This is a genomic window from Microcystis panniformis FACHB-1757, assembly GCF_001264245.1.
GTDB classification, from domain to species: domain Bacteria; phylum Cyanobacteriota; class Cyanobacteriia; order Cyanobacteriales; family Microcystaceae; genus Microcystis; species Microcystis panniformis.
The window spans coordinates 3,415,218-3,433,317 of the sequence record NZ_CP011339.1; the positions used below are offsets into that span (position 1 = coordinate 3,415,218).

The 18,100-nt window shown below is 41.3% G+C and carries 18 protein-coding genes; 5 read left to right on the plus strand and 13 right to left on the minus strand.

The features are described 5' to 3' along the window. Positions 1–6: 6 nt before the first annotated feature. The 3 genes from VL20_RS16455 to VL20_RS16465 all read right to left on the minus strand — a co-directional run bounded on the left by VL20_RS16455 (position 7) and on the right by VL20_RS16465 (position 3,307). Positions 7–1,068: an Mrp/NBP35 family ATP-binding protein gene (locus tag VL20_RS16455; protein ID WP_052277128.1), complete on the minus strand. Its 1,062-nt coding sequence runs from the start codon at positions 1,066–1,068 to the stop codon at positions 7–9. Positions 1,069–1,251: 183 nt separating this feature from the next. Continuing rightward, entirely contained in the window at positions 1,252–2,043 is a 792-nt protein-coding gene (locus VL20_RS16460; RefSeq protein WP_052277129.1) for an MOSC domain-containing protein, read from the minus strand. After that, positions 2,030–3,307: a glycosyltransferase gene (locus tag VL20_RS16465; RefSeq protein WP_052277130.1), complete on the minus strand. Its 1,278-nt coding sequence runs from the start codon at positions 3,305–3,307 to the stop codon at positions 2,030–2,032. Before VL20_RS16465 ends, VL20_RS16460 begins: the two co-directional genes overlap by 14 nt. A gap of 165 nt (positions 3,308–3,472) precedes the next feature. Between VL20_RS16465 and VL20_RS16470 the strand changes: the two genes are divergently transcribed. Next, positions 3,473–4,633, plus strand: coding sequence for a glycosyltransferase family protein (locus VL20_RS16470; RefSeq protein WP_052277131.1), 1,161 nt, complete (start codon positions 3,473–3,475; stop codon positions 4,631–4,633). On the opposite strand, the gene VL20_RS16475 is transcribed toward VL20_RS16470, so the two are convergent. Both VL20_RS16475 and VL20_RS29120 read right to left on the minus strand, forming a co-directional pair. After that, positions 4,630–5,946, minus strand: coding sequence for an AtzE family amidohydrolase (locus VL20_RS16475; RefSeq protein ID WP_052277132.1), 1,317 nt, complete (start codon positions 5,944–5,946; stop codon positions 4,630–4,632). The genes VL20_RS16470 and VL20_RS16475 overlap by 4 nt on opposite strands. Then, a complete protein-coding gene (locus VL20_RS29120) occupies positions 5,943–6,119 on the minus strand; it encodes a DUF4089 domain-containing protein (RefSeq protein ID WP_128575240.1) in 177 nt (58 codons plus the stop codon). Before VL20_RS29120 ends, VL20_RS16475 begins: the two co-directional genes overlap by 4 nt. Positions 6,120–6,724: 605 nt before the next feature. Here VL20_RS29120 and VL20_RS16480 point away from each other — a divergent pair. From VL20_RS16480 to VL20_RS16490, 3 genes are all read left to right on the plus strand, one after another. Next, positions 6,725–8,326 carry a B12-binding domain-containing radical SAM protein gene (locus VL20_RS16480; protein WP_052277133.1) on the plus strand — a complete coding sequence of 534 codons (1,602 nt, stop codon included), beginning with the start codon at positions 6,725–6,727 and terminating at the stop codon, positions 8,324–8,326. Positions 8,327–8,496: 170 nt separating this feature from the next. Then, positions 8,497–9,927: an ABC transporter substrate-binding protein gene (locus VL20_RS16485; RefSeq protein WP_052277134.1), complete on the plus strand. Its 1,431-nt coding sequence runs from the start codon at positions 8,497–8,499 to the stop codon at positions 9,925–9,927. A gap of 166 nt (positions 9,928–10,093) precedes the next feature. Beyond that, positions 10,094–10,819 carry a WecB/TagA/CpsF family glycosyltransferase gene (locus VL20_RS16490; protein ID WP_002775551.1) on the plus strand — a complete coding sequence of 242 codons (726 nt, stop codon included), beginning with the start codon at positions 10,094–10,096 and terminating at the stop codon, positions 10,817–10,819. Positions 10,820–10,826: 7 nt separating this feature from the next. Here the strand turns inward: VL20_RS16490 and ureG are convergent, their stop codons facing one another. From ureG to psbP, 4 genes are all read right to left on the minus strand, one after another. Further along, positions 10,827–11,423, minus strand: a complete 597-nt coding sequence (gene ureG, locus VL20_RS16495; protein ID WP_004158168.1) for an urease accessory protein UreG — start codon at positions 11,421–11,423, stop codon at positions 10,827–10,829. Positions 11,424–11,598: 175 nt separating this feature from the next. Further along, entirely contained in the window at positions 11,599–12,186 is a 588-nt protein-coding gene (locus VL20_RS16500; protein ID WP_002731779.1) for a Maf family protein, read from the minus strand. 133 nt (positions 12,187–12,319) lie between these two features. After that, positions 12,320–12,730, minus strand: a complete 411-nt coding sequence (locus VL20_RS16505; RefSeq protein WP_016517297.1) for a hypothetical protein — start codon at positions 12,728–12,730, stop codon at positions 12,320–12,322. Between the two features lie 256 nt (positions 12,731–12,986). Beyond that, complete coding sequence (psbP, locus tag VL20_RS16510) at positions 12,987–13,535, minus strand: photosystem II reaction center PsbP (RefSeq protein ID WP_052277135.1); 549 nt, start codon at positions 13,533–13,535, stop codon at positions 12,987–12,989. A 62-nt stretch (positions 13,536–13,597) separates the two neighbouring features. Between psbP and VL20_RS16515 the strand changes: the two genes are divergently transcribed. Beyond that, positions 13,598–14,380, plus strand: coding sequence for a tetratricopeptide repeat protein (locus VL20_RS16515; protein ID WP_002775527.1), 783 nt, complete (start codon positions 13,598–13,600; stop codon positions 14,378–14,380). Between the two features lie 74 nt (positions 14,381–14,454). Here VL20_RS16515 and psb34 read toward each other — a convergent pair whose 3' ends face one another. The 4 genes from psb34 to VL20_RS16535 form a co-directional block, all read right to left on the minus strand. Next, the gene (gene psb34, locus VL20_RS16520; RefSeq protein ID WP_002732326.1) at positions 14,455–14,634 is read right to left on the minus strand and encodes a photosystem II assembly protein Psb34; all 180 of its coding nucleotides are present in this window, start codon (positions 14,632–14,634) and stop codon (positions 14,455–14,457) included. A gap of 434 nt (positions 14,635–15,068) precedes the next feature. Further along, on the minus strand, positions 15,069–16,079 hold the full coding sequence (gene trpS / locus VL20_RS16525; RefSeq protein WP_002740424.1) for a tryptophan--tRNA ligase: 1,011 nt from the start codon (positions 16,077–16,079) through the stop codon (positions 15,069–15,071). 61 nt (positions 16,080–16,140) lie between these two features. Next, on the minus strand, positions 16,141–17,454 hold the full coding sequence (locus VL20_RS16530; RefSeq protein ID WP_052277136.1) for a dolichyl-phosphate-mannose--protein mannosyltransferase: 1,314 nt from the start codon (positions 17,452–17,454) through the stop codon (positions 16,141–16,143). 13 nt (positions 17,455–17,467) lie between these two features. Beyond that, the gene (locus VL20_RS16535) at positions 17,468–18,097 is read right to left on the minus strand and encodes a Uma2 family endonuclease (protein ID WP_042790367.1); all 630 of its coding nucleotides are present in this window, start codon (positions 18,095–18,097) and stop codon (positions 17,468–17,470) included. Positions 18,098–18,100 lie beyond the last annotated feature (3 nt).

The window sequence follows — 18,100 nt, forward strand, 5'->3', positions numbered from 1 at the left end:
AATTTACTAACTATAGGCTGCTAGGGATACTTTCGCCGCCACCTGACGAGCGATCGCTATCAGGGCTTTAGCTGAGGCCGATTCTGGTTGCCCCAAAACTACTGGTACACCAGTATCACCGCCCTCCCGTAGGGCTATCTCCAGAGGCACACATCCCAGTAAAGGAATGCCCAATTCTTGCGAGGTTTTTTCCCCACCACCGGACCCAAATAGATCATAGGAGCGATCGGGCTGATCGGGGGGGATAAAATAACTCATATTTTCCACGATACCCAAAACCCGCGCCCCTAGCTGTTGGAACATTTTTAAACCCCGACGCGCATCAATTAAAGAAACCGTCTGGGGAGTGGTGACAATCACCGCACCGGCTAGGGGGACCGATTGAATTAAAGTTAATTGTGCATCCCCGGTACCGGGAGGCATATCGACGATTAAATAGTCTAAATCGCCCCAATTGACTTGATAGAGAAACTGACGGATAATGCCGTTTAACATCGGACCGCGCCAGATTACGGGTTGATCGGGGTTGATCAAAAAGCCCATGGAAACCATTTTGATGCCATGGTTGAACGCGGGTTCCAATATCTCGCCATTTGCGCCCTGTACGGTCACTTGTGCGTCATTTAAGCCCAACATTGTCGGGGCGTTGGGGCCGTAGATGTCCGCGTCTAATAGCCCCACTTTTGCCCCTAAATGAGCCAAGGCGACGGCGATATTGACAGCCACGGTACTTTTTCCCACACCGCCCTTACCACTGGAAACGGCGATAATATTTTTAACCCCCTCCACACCTTGGCGATCGGGTAAAGCTTTTTGTTGCGGGGTTTCGGCAGTTACGTCCACAGCGACACTTTCCACCCCGGGCAGCTGTTTAACGGCTTTTTGGCAGTCTTCCACGATAAATTCGCGTAAAGGACAGGCAGGAGTGGTCAAAACTAGGGTAAAGCTAACTTTTCCGCCATCGATCGCCACATTGCGGATCATGTTCAATTCCACTAAGCTTTTTTGCAGTTCTGGATCTTGAACGGGACGTAATACTTCTAAAATCGATGCGGTATCAAGGGGCATGGTTTCAGTGTCTCTAGTCAAGTATTGTTCTTATGGTTATTTATCTTAACCTTGATGTCCGCATAGTTATCAGTGGGGAGTTTTTTACTGTGAACAGTGAACAGTAATCAGTAAACTGAAAGCTTACATCTGTTCAATGATAACTGATAACTGATAACTGATAACTGATCACCCCCACTTCCCCTAGATTACGGTAATAGGATCGCCGACTTTAATTGTACCTGTCTTTTCGGGGATGACATTTTCTCCGAACATGATGCCTCCGGGGAAACGGCGAAAAGTGCTTAAGGTTTTTAAAGGTTCCTGCTGGGGATTTCTCCTACCTGTTTCTTGATCTGTGGTGGTGATAATACAGCGACTACAGGGTTTAACCAGAGCATAATTTATCTCACCAATTGTGATCTTTTGCCAACTACTTTCGCTAAAAGCTCGATCGCTACTAATAACAATATTAGGACGAAAACGATTCATCGGCACTGGTGCAACTAAACGCCGATTTAAGTCCTCTAAAGAAGCAGTATTAGTTAATAAAATTGGATAACCATCGGCAAAGCTAACGGGAGTATGATTGTTCCCCGCATAGCGAGGATTCGCAGGACGTGGATAATCTGGAGATTGTCGCACTAAACGACAAGGAATGTCGAGAATTTTCTCAAACCATTCGGCGATTTCATCCCCTTGATCCATGGCTATGGTTTGAGATTCCCAGATTTGAACCGCTCTTTTTTCTCCTGTGAAATTAGGCTGGAAAGTCAGGGAATCTTGAGATGTTTTCAGAGAAAAATTATCTCCTGTAATCGTGACAGAAACGGTGGCTAATTGCGGATATTCCCTTTGGGTGATAAATTTACCCTTGCCATCCACTAACATCATTTCTCGATCCCAGAGTAAACCTTTAGGAGTCACTTCAGCTTGAGATAATTGAATACCTCGACAGGATTTAATCGGGTAGATATAGAGATCAGTAACCTGCATTTTCTTTCAGTAGTTCTACATATTTTTTGGCCACATCTTCCCAAGTCCAGAGATTAATTTTATTGGGAATATCTTCGGGTAACAAGCGAGGAATTGGATTGAGGATAAATTGTTCTAAACAGTTGGCTAAACTGTCCGCATCTCCCCTAGGATAGAATTGCACTCTTTCGGGACAATTATATAATTCTACCTGTTCTTGAAACACTTCTAAATCGGAAGCGATAACGGGAATACCTTGTAAAATTGCTTCTGCTATTGCTAATCCAAAACCTTCGTATTTTGAGGGAAATACCACACAGGAACAGGTTTGATAATAAAATTGTAAGGTTTTATAGTCTTGATAACCTAATCCCTTGATATGACTCTGGAAAATTTCTTGATTTTCCTGATAAAGTTGGGTATATTCTTTGAGATAATCTTGATATTCTTGGGTTTGGGACTGTTGAGACAATTGCAGATTTCCATTAACTAGATTATCGGTTTCTTTGCCAATTAAAACAATCTGGAAATTTAAGCCTTTTTTCGCTAGTTTAATGGCTGCTTTGAGCAAAGTCAGATGATCTTTGTAGATACCAAAGGAGGAGGGAAAATAAAAATTAACTAGCTCACTTTTGACTAAATCACTCTTGGAATTAGACTGCTCGATAAATCCCGCTAATGGTACAGCTTTTAACTTACTAGCATAGGTAGCATTGGGAAAAACTTTTAAAACATCGTCTTTAGTTTTTTGGGAAATTGTGAAGAGTAGATCGGACTGATCTAACCATTCTTTTAAGACTTCATTGTAGTTTTCTTGATAGGATTCTGAGTAAGTTAAGGGAGCAAATTGCCAAAAGACATCATAAATAATGCCACTTAAAGTAACCTTGACATTGGGGGGAGAAATCCGATTAGTCATTCCATACAAACAGTGATCAGCTTGGTAACGCTTGATAATCTGATTAATTCTTGCTTCGATGCGTAAAAGTTCAATTCTACGAGAGAAAAGACGATGAATAGAAGTCAGTCTTAGGGTTTTATAAAAATTTGCTAGAAGACCATAAAAATAGATTAATTTTGTCTCAAAACTCTGGGGATAAAAAGCAAAATCTTCGTAGATAAGTTTATCGGAATCAGGCATCAAAGACTTAAAATATTCAATGTCATTACGAGGGATAACGATAATAATTTGTTCGACGTATTCTAATAAGCTAGGTATTAAAGAGATAATGACTCTTTCTACTCCTCCTTTGCGATAAAACACGATCGGGATGACAATTTTCATAGATTTTCTGGCAGATAGATGGCAATAAAAAGATTGATTTTTGACTTGAACCCATTATATGATAGGCTCGAATTGTTCTACTGAGTCGAGAAATCGAGTTAAATTCGAGAAACTAAGACTCTATCACCCATCGCCCCTATTTTTCCTCGATCTTGGAGAAAAAGAGTGTCACAAGCTACTCCATCCCTACAATCTAATCTCAAACAATGGCTACGAGCCAGCGCACCTTCCCTATTTCAAATTAAACAGCGTTTGAGCGCCCGTCGTTGGCCGAAAAAATCGATCGTTATTTACACAGAAAAATATCGTCCCATGCGTCCGGCGGAAATTTGGCAACGGGGGGCCAGTGGCACCCAGGCATCGGTGGCTTTTTTAGCGCAAGAATGGACGAAACGCGGCTATAAAGTGACGATTTTTGGCAATTGTGAGGGTATGGAAGGGGAACAGGACGGTATTCGCTATGTTAATTATTACCAGATGAATTGGCAGGATCACTTTGAGACATTGGTGATCTCTCGTCATCCCACCTATTGCCGTCCTGGTACCAAGGCAGAACGAATTTTTTTTGATTGGCAAGATATTAAAGTGCCAGCAGACTCCTATACCCCCGAAATTTTGGCTAGATACGACAAAATTTTCTGTAAAAGCCAATATCAAAGGGATTTACTGGATTTCTGTGCCGATAATCAATGTCCGATTGTTCCTAATGGTATCGATACTTCCCTTTTGGCTGTAAGTGAGACGGTGCCAGAAAGCGAGCATCTTCCCTATCGTCTAGTCTATGCCTCTCGTTATTATCGCGGCCTAGAGTCGATGTTAAAGCATGGCTGGCCGATTATCAAGGCGGCAATTCCCGCGGCCGAGTTACATCTCTACTATGGTTTTACTAAACGGGATGGCAGTGGCGATCGCAGGGAATGGCGCGATAATTTAATCGCTTTGATTAAAGCTAGTGCGGGGGTAGTTGATCGCGGAATGATGGGTTATCGTCAACTAATCGAGGAAAAAGCGCGCTCTGCTATTCATTACTACGGTTGCACCTATCGTGAGATCGATTGTATTTCTGTGCGCGAGTCAGCAGTGGTGGGTTGTCTGCCAGTGGTGACGGATTTTGCTGTTTTTCGAGAAAAAGACTACTGTGTGAAAGTGCCAGGGGAAGTAACCGATCCGGCTACTCAGGAAGCTATAGCCTGGAAAATCGTCGAATTACTGAAAAATACCCAGCTTTTAGCCCAAGAGCGCGAAAGATGTCGTCAAATTGCCCTAACTGACACCTGGGAGCGATCGGCTGCCGCTTGGTTAGATGTGATTGAAGCGGATTCTTAGGCAAGCATTTCTTCTAAAACCCTGGCTACCCTTAGGATTAACTCTTCGCGATCGGGAGCGGCGATGATTTGCAAACCTAAAGGTAGCTGGGATGGACGTTTAATCGGCAAAGAAAGGGCAGGTAAACCGATAAAAGAAAAAGGTTGGGTGAATCTACCTAAATTGGGTCTAATTAATAGCTCTTGCCCGTCAATAATCATTTTTTCTACTCCTAACGGCGGCGCAATACAGGGAATTGTCGGGGTGAGGATAATATCGACTTCGCTGAAAATCTCTCGCAGACGATCGCGATACCAACGGCGAAAACGTTGAGCCTGTAAATACCAGCTAGAGGGAATTAATGCCCCTGCCAAGAAGCGATCCCGGGTTGCGGGGTCAAAATCCTCTAATCTGGTCTGTAAACGCGGTAAATGCCAATTTGCTCCTTCTGCAGCGGTAATTATATAGGCGGCTGCCCTGGCGCGGGCGGTTTCGGGAATGGTGATTTTTTTAGTCACTCCTAAACGTTCGGCGATCGCTGTCACCGCCTCGAATACTTCCGGTTCGGCTCCCTGCTGAAAATAATCGTCGGCAAGGGCTATTTTTACGCCCTCTAAGCCATTTAAAGAAGCTTTAAGGTTATTTTTGGCAAAAAGACTCCAAATAGCCGCCATATCCGCCACATTGCCGCTAAAAAATCCCGGATGGTCTAAACTACTAACGAACAAAAATAGGCCCTGACGGGATACGCGCCCAAAGGTGGGTTTTAGCCCCACCACGCCACAGCAAGCGGCGGGAACTCTCACGGAACCATTAGTATCGGAACCGAGGGCGAGAGGGACTAAATTAGCGGCAACGGCAGCGGCGGAACCGCCAGAGGATCCCCCCGAGACGCAACTAGGATCGCGGGGGTTGGGAGTGGCCCCATAATGGGCATTTTCGGTGACAAAACCGTAGGCGTACTCATCCATATTGGTCGCCCCCACCAAAACTGCCCCGGCTGCTTCTAGGGTTTGTATAGCGATCGCATCTTGTCCAGCGGCAGGGTGATCTCGATTGATTTTGGAACCGGCAAGGGTGACAATACCCTCGATATCAAAGAGATTTTTGACGGCGAAGGGGACTCCTGCTAAGACACCGACGGGTTCCCCATCAGCGATCGCTAGATCGATTTTTTGGGCTTGAGCGAGCGCTCTAGGGTGTAAAATGTCGGTAAAGCAATTTAAATGAGTATTTTTCGCCTCTATCACTGCCAAAGTCTGGCTAATAACTTCTAAGGCGCTAGTTTGACGATTTTGGATCGCTCGAGCTAAATTGCACACAGAAATAGTCATGGTTCAAAGGTGAGGGCGCTTTCCCCGTCATCCTCTAAGGGAAATTCTGTCACTAAACTGGCGATTTCTTGCAAGCGTTGCCAGTTTTCAACCACAGAATTTAAATAGCGATCGGGAATGGTTAAATCTAGGATTTTCGCCATGATTATAACGTATTCTTCTGGATTATTCATAGATTTCGTTCTGGTTGGGGTGAAGGAGATAAAGAGTTGCTTGAAAGCAGCGCTCAGGAATAAAATCGACACCTAGTTAAGCTGTGAAAATTGCTAGGATATAAGAGAAAATCTCCTGTAAATACAATAGCTATCCCTAGGGAGGAAGTGTAACTTGAATTTGTTCTTGACCACCGACTCCCTAGGATCATAACCTTAGATATGATCCTAGAACTGTATATTGAGATATTTTCCCCTCCTTCACCTCCGGATTAAATTAAACTTATAAGTAGGGAGGCACAATTATTTGTAGGATGGGTTAGCAGTAGCGTAACATGAGCGGGCGTTGGGTTTCATTCTTCAACCCAACCTACGTTCATCTTATATTTAATTCCACCCACCTACTTATATGACCAAAAACAAGAGGTAACAAGCCTCCCCTTTCAAGAGAATGAAAATTAAAAGCTACTAAAGACTGCTGGTAGTCACTGATAATTGATACCTGATAATTGATAATTGATACCTGATACCTGATACCTGATACCTGATACCTGATACCTGATTACTGATACCTGATTACTGATAACTGATTACTGATAACTGATTACTGATAACTGATTACTGAAATGACCATCTTACAAGACGAAAAACTCCTCTTTACTCCCGCAATACCCCACAGTGATGCCATTAGAACTATTTTTGCCTTTCCTAATCAGTATTCCGTGGGTATAACCAGTTTAGGTTATCAAATTGTTTGGGCAACTTTAGCCCTGCGATCGGATATACAAGTTAGTCGTTTATTTACGGATTTTCAAGAATCTTTACCCCGTTATCCCGAATTAGTCGGCTTTTCCTTTTCTTGGGAATTAGACTATGTTAATATCCTCTCGCTGTTAGAATCTTTAGAAATTCCTTATCACAGTCATCAACGGCAAGATCAGCAGGCGATAATTTTTGGAGGTGGACCAGTTTTAACCGCTAATCCCGAACCTTTTGCCGCTTTTTTTGATGTAATTTTATTGGGAGATGGTGAAAATTTAATTGCTGATTTTATTAATGCCTATCAAGAGGTTAGAAACGCTGATCGCCCGACAAAACTGCGTCATTTAGCCCAGGTTCCGGGGGTGTATGTTCCTAGTTTATACACCGTTAATTATGATAGTCCCGAAGGTGAAATTACAGCAATTCTACCCATAGATAATAATGTTCCCGCCTTTGTTAGTAAACAAACCTATCGCAGTAATACCCTTTCTGCTTCTACGGTGGTAACAAAACAAGCGGCATGGGAGAATATTTATATGGTAGAGGTGGTGCGAAGTTGTCCAGAAATGTGCCGTTTTTGTTTAGCTAGTTATCTAACTTTACCCTTTCGTACCGCTAGTTTAGAATCTTTAATCCCTGCCATTGAAAAAGGTTTAAAAGTGACCGATCGCCTGGGTTTATTAGGTGCTTCTGTCAGTCAACATCCCGAATTTGAAACCTTACTTGATTATCTTTTTCAACCAAAATTTGAAGGAGTTAGACTCTCGATCGCCTCAGTTAGAACTAATACTGTCACGGAAAAATTAGCCAGAATTTTATCCCTAAGAGACAGCAAATCAATTACTATTGCCGTAGAAAGTGGTTCCGATCGCTTGCGGGAAATTATCAACAAAAAGTTAGCCAATGATGAAATTATCCAAGCTGCTATTAATGCTAAAGCGGGCGGTTTAAAAGGGATAAAACTCTATGGTATGGTGGGAATACCGGGAGAAGAAACCGAAGATATAGCGGCGACTGTGGAAATGTTAATAGCATTAAAAAAAGCCGCCTCTGGACTGCGAATTTCTTTCGGTTGCAGCACCTTTGTGCCTAAATCCCATACTCCTTTTCAGTGGTTTGGAGTTAATAAAATGGCCGAAAAAAGATTAAAATATCTAGAGAAACAATTAGGTAAACAGGGCATAGAATTTCGCCCAGAAAGTTATAATTGGTCGGTGATTCAAGCCCTATTATCTAGAGGCGATCGCCGCTTAACTTCCCTATTAGAATTAACCCGTGGCTACGGTGATTCTTTAGGCAGTTATAAACGGGCTTTTAAGGAACTAAAAGGACAAATTCCCCCTCTAGATTATTACGTTTATCAACAATGGCGTTTAGAACAGGTTTTACCCTGGAGTCATTTACACGGTCCTTTATCCTCAAATGTTTTGGTAAAACATTTAGAAGATTCCCAAACAAAAAGGTAAAGTATCGCTAATAAGCTAAGACGCATTTAAACAATGTCTTGACTATCAGACCCCAAATGAGGTATTCTATCAAGGTAGATCGGATATTGGTGCAATTCAGACTTGAATTGGTACTTTTATTAACTATCAATCCCGATTAAACCATTAATTTAATCTTAGTTGATCAACCCATGAGCAAGAAAAATGAGACCGTTACCCTGCTTTTAGCCTTGGTGATTACCCTAATATTTTTTGGGGCAGGTGGTTGGTGGTTATACAATCGTTTTCAAGGAAAAAATAACCCAACCAATCTTTCTGAAATCGAGAAAATATCACCAGAGCAAAAATCGGTATCGGCACAGGCAAAATTTAGTCAAGGGGAAAAATTATTAATAGTTGACGGGGCTTCTTCGGACAAACAAGCTGCTATACAGGCCCTCGGAAAAGGAGACTTTCAGCAAGCAGTTTACCTCCTAGAAAAATCCCTGCGAGCTAATCAAAATGATCCGGAAGCTCTCATCTACTTAAATAACGCCCGTATTGGTGAAGCTAAGTCCTATACTATCGCCGTTTCCGTGCCAATTGGGAGCGATGTCAACACCGCCCTAGAAGTTTTACGAGGAGTCGCCCAATCTCAAAATCAAATCAATCAAGCTGGGGGAATTAATGGCATTCCTTTAAAAGTTCTCATTGCTGATGATGCTGATAGTCCCGAAATTGCTGCTCAAATTGCCCAAAAATTAGCGGCTGACAACAGCATTTTAGGAGTAGTAGGACACACTAGCAGTGATACCTCTTTAGCGGCGGCTGCTATCTATCAAAAAGCGGGATTAGTAATGATTTCCCCCATCAGTACCTCAACTAAACTCTCCAATTTTGGTGACTATATCTTTCGTTCTGTTCCCAGTGATTTTGCGGCGGCACGGGCATTAGCCGAATCTAGCTTGCAAAAAATTCCTAACGTCAAGGCAGTGGTATTTTTTAACTCCCAAAGTAATTATAGTCAATCCCTAAAATCTGAATTTATCACCGCTTTAGGATTAGGAGGAGGTCAAGTGGTGAGTGAATTTGATCTATCTTCCCTCACTTTTACCCCTTCTAAAAGCCTCCAACAAGCTCAACAAGAGGGAGCAAATCTAATCGCCCTTCTTGGGGATAGTGGAACCCTAGATAAGGCTTTGCAGGTGGTTCAAATCAATGGTCAAAAATTGCCGATTGTGGCGGGTGATGACGTTTATAGCCCCAAAACTCTGGATGTAGGCGGAAAAAATGCCCTGGACATGGTTGTCGCTATCGCTTGGCATTTGGGGGCTAATCCGAACAGTCCTTTTGTGAATAAATCCCGCCAATTGTGGCAAGGAGACGTAAATTGGCGCACTGCCACCGCCTATGACGCTACCCAGGCTTTAATCGCTGGAATTATGATCGCTGGCATTAAGGCAGAATCTAGCCGAGAGGGAGTTCAACAGGCGTTAAGAAGCAGTGATTTTTCTGTACCCGGGGCGACTAATCCCGTGCGATTTTTACCCTCTGGCGATCGCAATCAATCCGTGCAATTAGTGGTAGTTAAACCCGGTTCTCGTTCTAGTTTTGGGGTAGATTTTGTGCCAATTTCTCGATAAAATGACAACTAAATCAAGATGAATTATAAGTAAGTATTTATAATTAAATTGAAGATAGATTTTGCCTCTAATCCCCCCTGCCCACCTTAATAAGGGGGGTGCCGATCCCCCCTTAATCCCCCCTTAATAAGGGGGGTGTCTGACAACTTTTAACACCTACCTACTTATGTTAGAAACTCCCCCTAAATATTCTGTTCTTGGTTTACCGGTTCATCTCCTCGATAACTACAGTCGTTGGTTAATCGATCGCCTCTATCAAGGTTTTGGTTCCCACGTTGTCACTCTTAATGCAGAAATGGCAATGTTAGGGGAAAATGATGCTAAAGTTGCCCAAGTTATTCGAGAAGCAGATTTAGTTATTCCCGACGGTGCTGGGATTGTTATTTACTTAAAATTAAGGGGTAAAAAACAAACCCGCTGCCCCGGTATTGAATTATCAGAATCCTTAATTACTGAGTTAGGAATGCAGGGAGAAAGTTTTCCTATTGCTTTTTTTGGTGGTAAACCGGGGATTACTGAACAAGCGGCAAGTAATTGGCAAAAAAAGATACCTAATATCCGTATTCTGACTAACCACGGTTATCTATCCTCCCAGGAAATGTCCGATTGGATTGAGGTATTAAAAGATCAACAACCTCGGTTAATTTTAGTTGGTTTAGGAGTACCCCGACAAGAATATTGGATTAGGGAACATCGCCATCTCTGTCCCCAAGCTATCTGGGTAGGTGTGGGGGGTAGTTTTGATATCTGGTCCGGGACAAAAATCCGCGCCCCTCGCTTTTTCTGTGACAATAATTTAGAGTGGTTGTATCGACTCTATCAGGAACCTTGGCGCTGGAAAAGAATGTTAGCTTTACCTAAATTTTTCTGGCGCTCTCTTTTTTATTCCTAGTAATAGCTTAGTATAAATTCTTTTCGATAAAGGCAATCACTCGCTCTAATCCTTCCCGTGTTTTTAAGTTGGTGAAGATAAAGGGTTTATCCCCGCGCATCTTTTTGGCATCTCTATCCATCACCCCTAAATCTGCCCCCACCATCGGGGCTAAATCTATTTTATTGATTACCAATAAATCCGATTTGGTGATACCAGGTCCTCCTTTGCGAGGGATTTTATCCCCGGCTGCCACGTCAATCACATAGATGGTTAAATCTACTAATTCCGGGCTAAAGGTTGCCGCTAAATTGTCACCACCACTTTCCAGAAAAATTAGCTTTAAGTTAGCAAATTTTCTCTCTAACTGTTCAATGGCAACTAAGTTAATTGAGGCATCCTCGCGAATAGCTGTATGGGGACATCCTCCCGTTTCTACTCCTAAAATTCTTTCTGGAGCTAAAGCTTGCGATCGCACTAAAAATTGGGCATCTTCTTGAGTATAAATGTCATTGGTGACTACGGCGATCGGATATTGATCCCGCAAATTCTTACACAAGGCATCGAGCAGGGCTGTTTTTCCTGAACCCACCGGACCGGCAATTCCCACGCGCAAGCAAGACATAGTTTTTTCGGGAAAAAGTGAAAAGGAAAGGGTTAAAAATTTTGGGGCTATCGGATAGAAAAAAGAGGGGTTCGCAGGGCGACACGGATTCCCACTATAATAAAAAGTTAACACAAATCTGAGAATTTGTCAAGCCCTTTTGCCAATAAATTTGGGGAAATTATCGGCAAAAAGATCACCAAAAGTCAGTGATTTGGTAGCCAAAATCCGTTAACATCTGCCTAAACAGGGGCAAGCTTAAACCGATAACATTACTGTGACATCCCTCTAATCTTTCCACGAATAGACCCCCCTTTCCTTCTAAGGCAAAACAGCCGGCACATTTGAGGGGTTCTTCGGTGTCAACGTAGGCAATAATTGTTTCATCGCTGATATTGGCAAAGTGAACTTTAGTAATCCCACAACGAGTCAAAGTTTGATTATTAACTCGATCAATTAAAGCATGACCTGTATAGAGTGTACCCACCAGACCGCGCATTTTTTGCCAACGATTGATCGCTTCTAATTTATCCTTGGGTTTGCCATAGACTTCCCCCGCTACTTCTAAGACGGAATCACAACCAAGAATTAATCCTGTATCAAATTGGGGGGCGATCGTTTGCGCTTTACATTGGGCTAAAGTTTGGACAAGATGGAGAGTATCATCGGCATTAATTGTCGATTCATCAAAGTTACTCACTCGCACAATCGGATCGATTCCCACCATTTGTAATAGTTTTTTACGCGCAGGAGAAGCGGAAGCAAGAATTAAGGGAATAGACATAAGTTTTTTCAGTAAACAAGATAGGAGATAGTTAGGTAGGGTGGGTTAGGCAATGACAAATTATTAGAATTAATTATTAATTGATCTATTGGCCGTAACCCACCATCAGTTATCAGTTTTTTAGCTATTTATGCTAAGAATTGGCAGGATTTTCGGGGGGAAAATAACGATCTAAAATCTCAACCATGCGGGATTGTCTTCCTTCATTGTCAAATCGATTGTAAAAATCTGACTGAACCTCATAAAAATCCGACATCGATCGAGTTAATTGTCCTAGCAGTTGATCAAGTCCCCGTCTGTCTTTTTCCCATTCTTTTTTAGACTCAGCAAGACTATTAGTTAACGCTTCGATCGATTTAGCGTTATAATTAGCGATCACTCTAGTTTCTTTTAATCCCTGATTGGTTTCCTGTAGTCCTAATTTAATCTCCTGTAATCCTAATCTAATCTCCTGTAGTCCTGATTTAATCTCCCGTAGTTCTGTTAGGGTATTTTCAGCAAGAGATTCGAGTCTATCTAGTCTATTTTCTTCCGAGTTACTCATATTCAGTTATCAGTTATCAGTTATCAGTTACCACTTTCTTACTGATTACTATTTACTGATTCAGTAAGTAATCTCAATTAATTGTTAGATAGTGGGACAGGCTTCTGGTTCTTTATATGTTATCTTTAATTATAACCGGCTACCTAGTTGATGATAGGTGGTGCGTTACGACGGATTGTTACCTTTAAGTCAAAACAGGAATTTTTGCCGTCTAACGCACCCTACATTTTACTGAAAATTTCCTATCCTCTGACATTTAACTAACCGAGAAAGAATCAACGATAGTTTCAAAGAGTTCTTGAATTTGCGTCCAACGTTTTTGGGAAGTGGAAAGATTAAAAGAATAGAGTTTATGATTATTAACCGTGACGCTGGCCAGATTATGACGTTCTTGGCCGTTGACTAATTTAACTTGATATTCGAGGATATAATAATCTTGGCCGTCAATTTGATGGGATTCTGAGCGAATTAATTCTACTTCCTTATCAAGATTGGGGTTAAGACTGTTATTTTTTAGGAGACGATAGCCAACTTCCGAGGGGGTCCCTAAATCTGTTAAAGTTTTATTGTCGGGGACGGGATTGATAATAACGCTTAAATTTTCGCTCGTTTCGATCAGGTCATGAAAAACCACATCTACTCCTGCAACTTTTTTCACATCCACCTGCGTCCAACCATTAGGATATAAAAATTGATAGCCTTGGCTGCCACTGGTGTATCCTTGCAGTCCAGCGATGGGAGTTGCACAACCGGTGAAGAGGAGGGTGGTAATTAGGAGGAAAGTCGCCAAAAGAGATTTAATCATGATATTTTGACCTGTAAGTAGGGCTGTTTAATTTTACCTTGAATTGTTTAGGTGAACGGATTATGAAAATTAAGAAAAAATTGACAATTATTATAGCTATAGCGACTTTTTTACTGACTATCTCTCCCCTAAGCGCTCAAACTACCGCTAACCCCGTGAAAGCTGTAGAATTTTATAATCGGGGGGTGGATCGTTTAACCGCAGGGGATTACTCAGGGGCGATCGCCGATTTTACTCAAGCTCTACAATTAGAACCGAAGGATGCCGATGCTTACTATAATCGCGGCTATGCGGAATTAGTTCTCGGCCAGTACGAGCGAGCGATCGCAGATTATACCCAGGCCTTGACAATCAACCCCAATTATGTTAATGCTCTCGGTAATCGTTGTTATGTGCATTATCTGACGAAAAAATACGAGGCAGCGGTGGAAGATTGCACAAAAGCGATCGCTTTAAACGGAAATTTTGCTGATTTCTTTATTTATCGCGGTAATGCTAAGGATGACTTGGGAAGACACCTAGAAGCGATCGAGGATTACACAAAAGCTTTGAGTTTACAGGGAACTAGAGGACAGGATCGCATTTTCTATAATCGCGCCCTGTCCTATAACCGAGCCGGACAGCAGGAAATGGCTTTAAGGGACTATAATGAGAGTCTGAAAATTAATGCTAATTTTGCCGAAGCGTACCACAATCGGGGTTTGACCTATTATAAATTGGGAAACAGGGAAAAAGCGATCGCTGATTTAGAGGAGGCGGCCCGTCTAGCGTTATCTCAGGGTAAACAGGGGACTGCGGCTAAGTCTCAGTCAGCAGTGGCATTAATTCAGGGTCAAAAGCCTTAAAATAGGGAGTAGTTGTGATATTAGCGGTAAAGAGGAGTGAAAGGGGCTAAATCGCAACTACGAGGGACTAAATTTTAGCCAGCTTGAGATGCGTAAAAAGCGACGGCTAACAGTCCACCGACAAGTGTGATCGCAGCAACACCCCAGAAAAGATAATTACGTTGTTGCGATTTAGTGGGGGGATCCGCTTGATAAACTTTCGGTTCGGCGGCGAAATTATTTAAGCGTCCACCTTCTTCATTTGTATAAGGCATAATCAAAACCTCAAATATGACAATTTTTCAGGAAAAAAATCCTCTTATTACAATCGTACAACATATCAGTAACCGAGTCGGGTATGTTGAAAATTCCCACGGGGATAACAATTCTTAGTCTTGGGGTAACTGCCGGACTCTGCTATTTTTATTAGCGATCGCATTTTCAAGGATTGAAACTGCGAAAACAAGTTTAAAAAGGCTAATAACAAGTAGAAAAAACTATAATTGAATTGTCCCAACGTCTAGCATAGTATAGCCAAGAATTACAGCAAGCAGTAGCTAAAACCAATCAAGCTAAACAGATAAAAAAACAATTTTTAGGGAAAATTACTGCGGAATTTCGCGACCCTCTGGCGATGAATGTTATTAGAGCGAGTTTCTCTGGACAGCCTAGCAGAAATTCGCCCTAGACATCTCTGGTTTTATTATCCCTAAAATGGTGGTAAATAACCCATGGCATTTTTGACTCGATCGAGAGTTTGATTGGCCACCGCTTCTGCTTTGAGACGACCTTGCCGTAAAACTGTGGCTAAATAATCTTTATCCTCTCTAATTTCGGTGTATTTTTCCTGAATAGGTTGCAGAGATTCTATGGTAACTTCTGTTAACATCGGTTTAAATTGTCCCCAACCTAAATCTGCACATTCTCCCGCGACCACCTCTTGACTTTTTCCCGATAAAATGCTATAGAGAGTTAATAAATTATGGCATTCGGGACGTTCTGGATCATCGAAAGTTAAACCCTTAACTAGATCGGTTTTACAGCGTTTAATTTTCTTGGCAATGACATCGGGACTATCGAGAATATTAATCCGACTCATCTCGGAAGGATCGGATTTAGACATTTTATTCCGGCCATCGGTTAAACTCATCACCCGCGCTCCTTCCTTGCGGATCATCGGATCAGGAAGTTTTAAAATTGGTTGTTTCGGTTGCCCAAAAAGATGATTAATTCTAACAGCTATATCGCGGGTTAATTCTAAATGTTGTTTTTGATCTTCTCCCACAGGTACTTTATCGGCATCATAGAGTAGAATATCGGCAGCCATTAGTACGGGATAATCGAGTAACCCCGTGCCAACATTTTCCCCCTGTTTAATTGCTTTTTCTTTAAATTGAATCATATCGGTTAACCAATTTAAAGGGGTGATACAATTCAATAACCAAGTTAATTCTGTATGAGCTTTAACGTGGGATTGGACAAAGATAGTCGCGTATTCTAAATCAATTCCGCAGGCTAAATATAAAGCGGCAATTGCTAAAGTATCCTCCGCAAGAGTGGCGGGATTATGGGGAACGGTGATCGCGTGTAAATCGACCACACAAAAGAAATTATCGTAGTCTTGTTGTCCCTCCACCCAATTGCGGATCGCACCTAGATAATTGCCTAAATGTAAATTGCCAGTTGGTTGCACACCAGATAAGATTCTTTGTTTACCCATAACTCATGCGATCGCTTTTTTTCATGATTTCATTGTATCAGTTTTTGCAGCTAATTTCATCCTAAATCCAATTGGGAAAAATCATTCTCAGATAATAATCCCGCACTGACAGGGGAATGCCTAAATAAATTGGTAGCCAATGGATAAAAGCAAAAATTATCAAAATTATCAGCGAGCGTGAGCCATTTTTATAAATAGGACTGGAACTTTCTAAACCATCGGCTAAGAGCCAAGCTAGGGCAATCCAAGTGAAGCTATAGGCAGCCATATAATGATAGAGAAAAGTACAGCGACTAATTTTTAACCAGGGCAGCAGATTGGCAATATAGTTACAGATAAGATAGGCAGAAATTACTCGCTCTTTTCGGTTAAATAATCGACTAAAAACCACTAGAATTGCTCCCGTAGAAAACCACCACAAAAACGGATTACCCATAGCGTGAACATCATAAATTTTATCACCTACTCTCTTAAAATAATAAGCCACAGGTCGCCCCATTACTAACCAACTATACCAGGGAGAACAATAGGGATGAACATCAGATTGATTGCCCTTTATTCTCTGATGAAATGACCAAATTTCTTGATGTACTTGCCAAAAATTATATTGATGGTTGACGAGAAGATGAGGTATCCACAGCAAACTATAGGTAACTAGGGGAAAGACAATTAAAGCGATAAAAATGTCCTCTAATCTCAGGTTAGTTACCTTTGTCCAAAGATGATCTTTTGACTGCTCTTGATTAAATAATTTTATTAACCAAGCAATACCGATAAAAATAAATATTCCCAGTAAAAACCCTAAGCCATTCCATTTAATATTTGCCGCTAAACCGAAAGAAACTCCCGATAATAATAACCAATTGAGGTTTGAATTTTTCTGGAGTGCTAATAAAAAAAATAATTGTCCAGACAAACCGAATAAAATTAAGTAAATATTATTGAGAGCATAGCGGGATTCCACCAGAAATAATCCGTCTAAACTAGCGAGAAAAGTTGTGATTAAAAATACAGTTTTTCTCTGGATTAATTGATAAGCAATTCCCCCAATAATTAGGGGAATAAAAGAACCAGTGAAAGCATTTAACCAGCGATAACTAAAAGTTGAGCGCAGGGAACCCGTTAAATTATTAATGGCTTCAGGAGCGGCAGGAAAATGGGAACCAATCCAGATACTAATAGCAATTAAATATTGACTTAACGGTGGGTGCGACTGGAAAAATTCTTTACCGATTAGATATTCATTGCCGTATTTAGCATAATAAACTTCATCGAAAACAAGAGTATTAAACTGACTGAGATTCCAGAATCTTATTCCTAGGGAAAATACAAATATTCCTAGGATAGATAGGTTAAATTTTACTTGAGAATTCATGGAAAGATAATAGTTATGATAACTGGGAATTTTCTGTTAAACACAAGCGAAATTCTTTGACAGCAAGACGGGGATTAGGATGGTTGACGTATTCGGCTAATAATTCTAAATTTAAATCCGGTAATAAAGCACTTTTAGGGATTAAAATATATTCGCCATTCTCTTGCAAAGAATAAATTTTTAACTGATTATCTTGCCAAAACCAAACCTCTTGAGTTCCTAATCTTTGATAAACTTCTAAAACTTTCAGGCTGCCACTGGTTAAGATGATTTCAATCGCCAAATCAGGAAACTCTTTTTCTGTAAATAAACAAAAACATTCATCTGGTTCTTTTCCCGCTTCTTTTTCCTGTTTTCGCAAAGTGGTGGAACCTAATCCCCAGAAATCAATTTCAGCATATTCTAAATAAACTTCTACCAATCTACCGATATTTTTTTTGCTAACTTCGTGACGACGACTAGGAGCCATAATTTCTACCATTCCATCTAGGTAAGTAATGCGATAACTGGAACTATCTTCTAAATGTTTTAAGAGGGTTTCGTACTGTTGCCAATTAACCCCAGAAATAAACATTCTTTGTTCAGGATCATTAGCTTTTAACTCGAAATCTTCTAATCCTTGTAACCGAATCGTAGTCATCATAAA

What these genes read in the sequence shown, in the direction of transcription:
- VL20_RS16455 (WP_052277128.1), bottom strand. Translation starts at nt 1,068, where the DNA reads ATGCCCCTTGATACCGCATCGATTTTAGAAGTATTACGTCCCGTTCAA.
- VL20_RS16460 (WP_052277129.1), bottom strand. Translation starts at nt 2,043, where the DNA reads ATGCAGGTTACTGATCTCTATATCTACCCGATTAAATCCTGTCGAGGT.
- VL20_RS16465 (WP_052277130.1), bottom strand. Translation starts at nt 3,307, where the DNA reads ATGAAAATTGTCATCCCGATCGTGTTTTATCGCAAAGGAGGAGTAGAA.
- VL20_RS16475 (WP_052277132.1), bottom strand. Translation starts at nt 5,946, where the DNA reads ATGACTATTTCTGTGTGCAATTTAGCTCGAGCGATCCAAAATCGTCAA.
- VL20_RS29120 (WP_128575240.1), bottom strand. Translation starts at nt 6,119, where the DNA reads ATGAATAATCCAGAAGAATACGTTATAATCATGGCGAAAATCCTAGAT.
- VL20_RS16480 (WP_052277133.1), top strand. Translation starts at nt 6,725, where the DNA reads ATGACCATCTTACAAGACGAAAAACTCCTCTTTACTCCCGCAATACCC.
- VL20_RS16485 (WP_052277134.1), top strand. Translation starts at nt 8,497, where the DNA reads ATGAGCAAGAAAAATGAGACCGTTACCCTGCTTTTAGCCTTGGTGATT.
- VL20_RS16490 (WP_002775551.1), top strand. Translation starts at nt 10,094, where the DNA reads ATGTTAGAAACTCCCCCTAAATATTCTGTTCTTGGTTTACCGGTTCAT.
- ureG (WP_004158168.1), bottom strand. Translation starts at nt 11,423, where the DNA reads ATGTCTTGCTTGCGCGTGGGAATTGCCGGTCCGGTGGGTTCAGGAAAA.
- VL20_RS16500 (WP_002731779.1), bottom strand. Translation starts at nt 12,186, where the DNA reads ATGTCTATTCCCTTAATTCTTGCTTCCGCTTCTCCTGCGCGTAAAAAA.
- VL20_RS16505 (WP_016517297.1), bottom strand. Translation starts at nt 12,730, where the DNA reads ATGAGTAACTCGGAAGAAAATAGACTAGATAGACTCGAATCTCTTGCT.
- psbP (WP_052277135.1), bottom strand. Translation starts at nt 13,535, where the DNA reads ATGATTAAATCTCTTTTGGCGACTTTCCTCCTAATTACCACCCTCCTC.
- VL20_RS16515 (WP_002775527.1), top strand. Translation starts at nt 13,598, where the DNA reads ATGAAAATTAAGAAAAAATTGACAATTATTATAGCTATAGCGACTTTT.
- psb34 (WP_002732326.1), bottom strand. Translation starts at nt 14,634, where the DNA reads ATGCCTTATACAAATGAAGAAGGTGGACGCTTAAATAATTTCGCCGCC.
- trpS (WP_002740424.1), bottom strand. Translation starts at nt 16,079, where the DNA reads ATGGGTAAACAAAGAATCTTATCTGGTGTGCAACCAACTGGCAATTTA.
- VL20_RS16530 (WP_052277136.1), bottom strand. Translation starts at nt 17,454, where the DNA reads ATGAATTCTCAAGTAAAATTTAACCTATCTATCCTAGGAATATTTGTA.
- VL20_RS16535 (WP_042790367.1), bottom strand. Translation starts at nt 18,097, where the DNA reads ATGATGACTACGATTCGGTTACAAGGATTAGAAGATTTCGAGTTAAAA.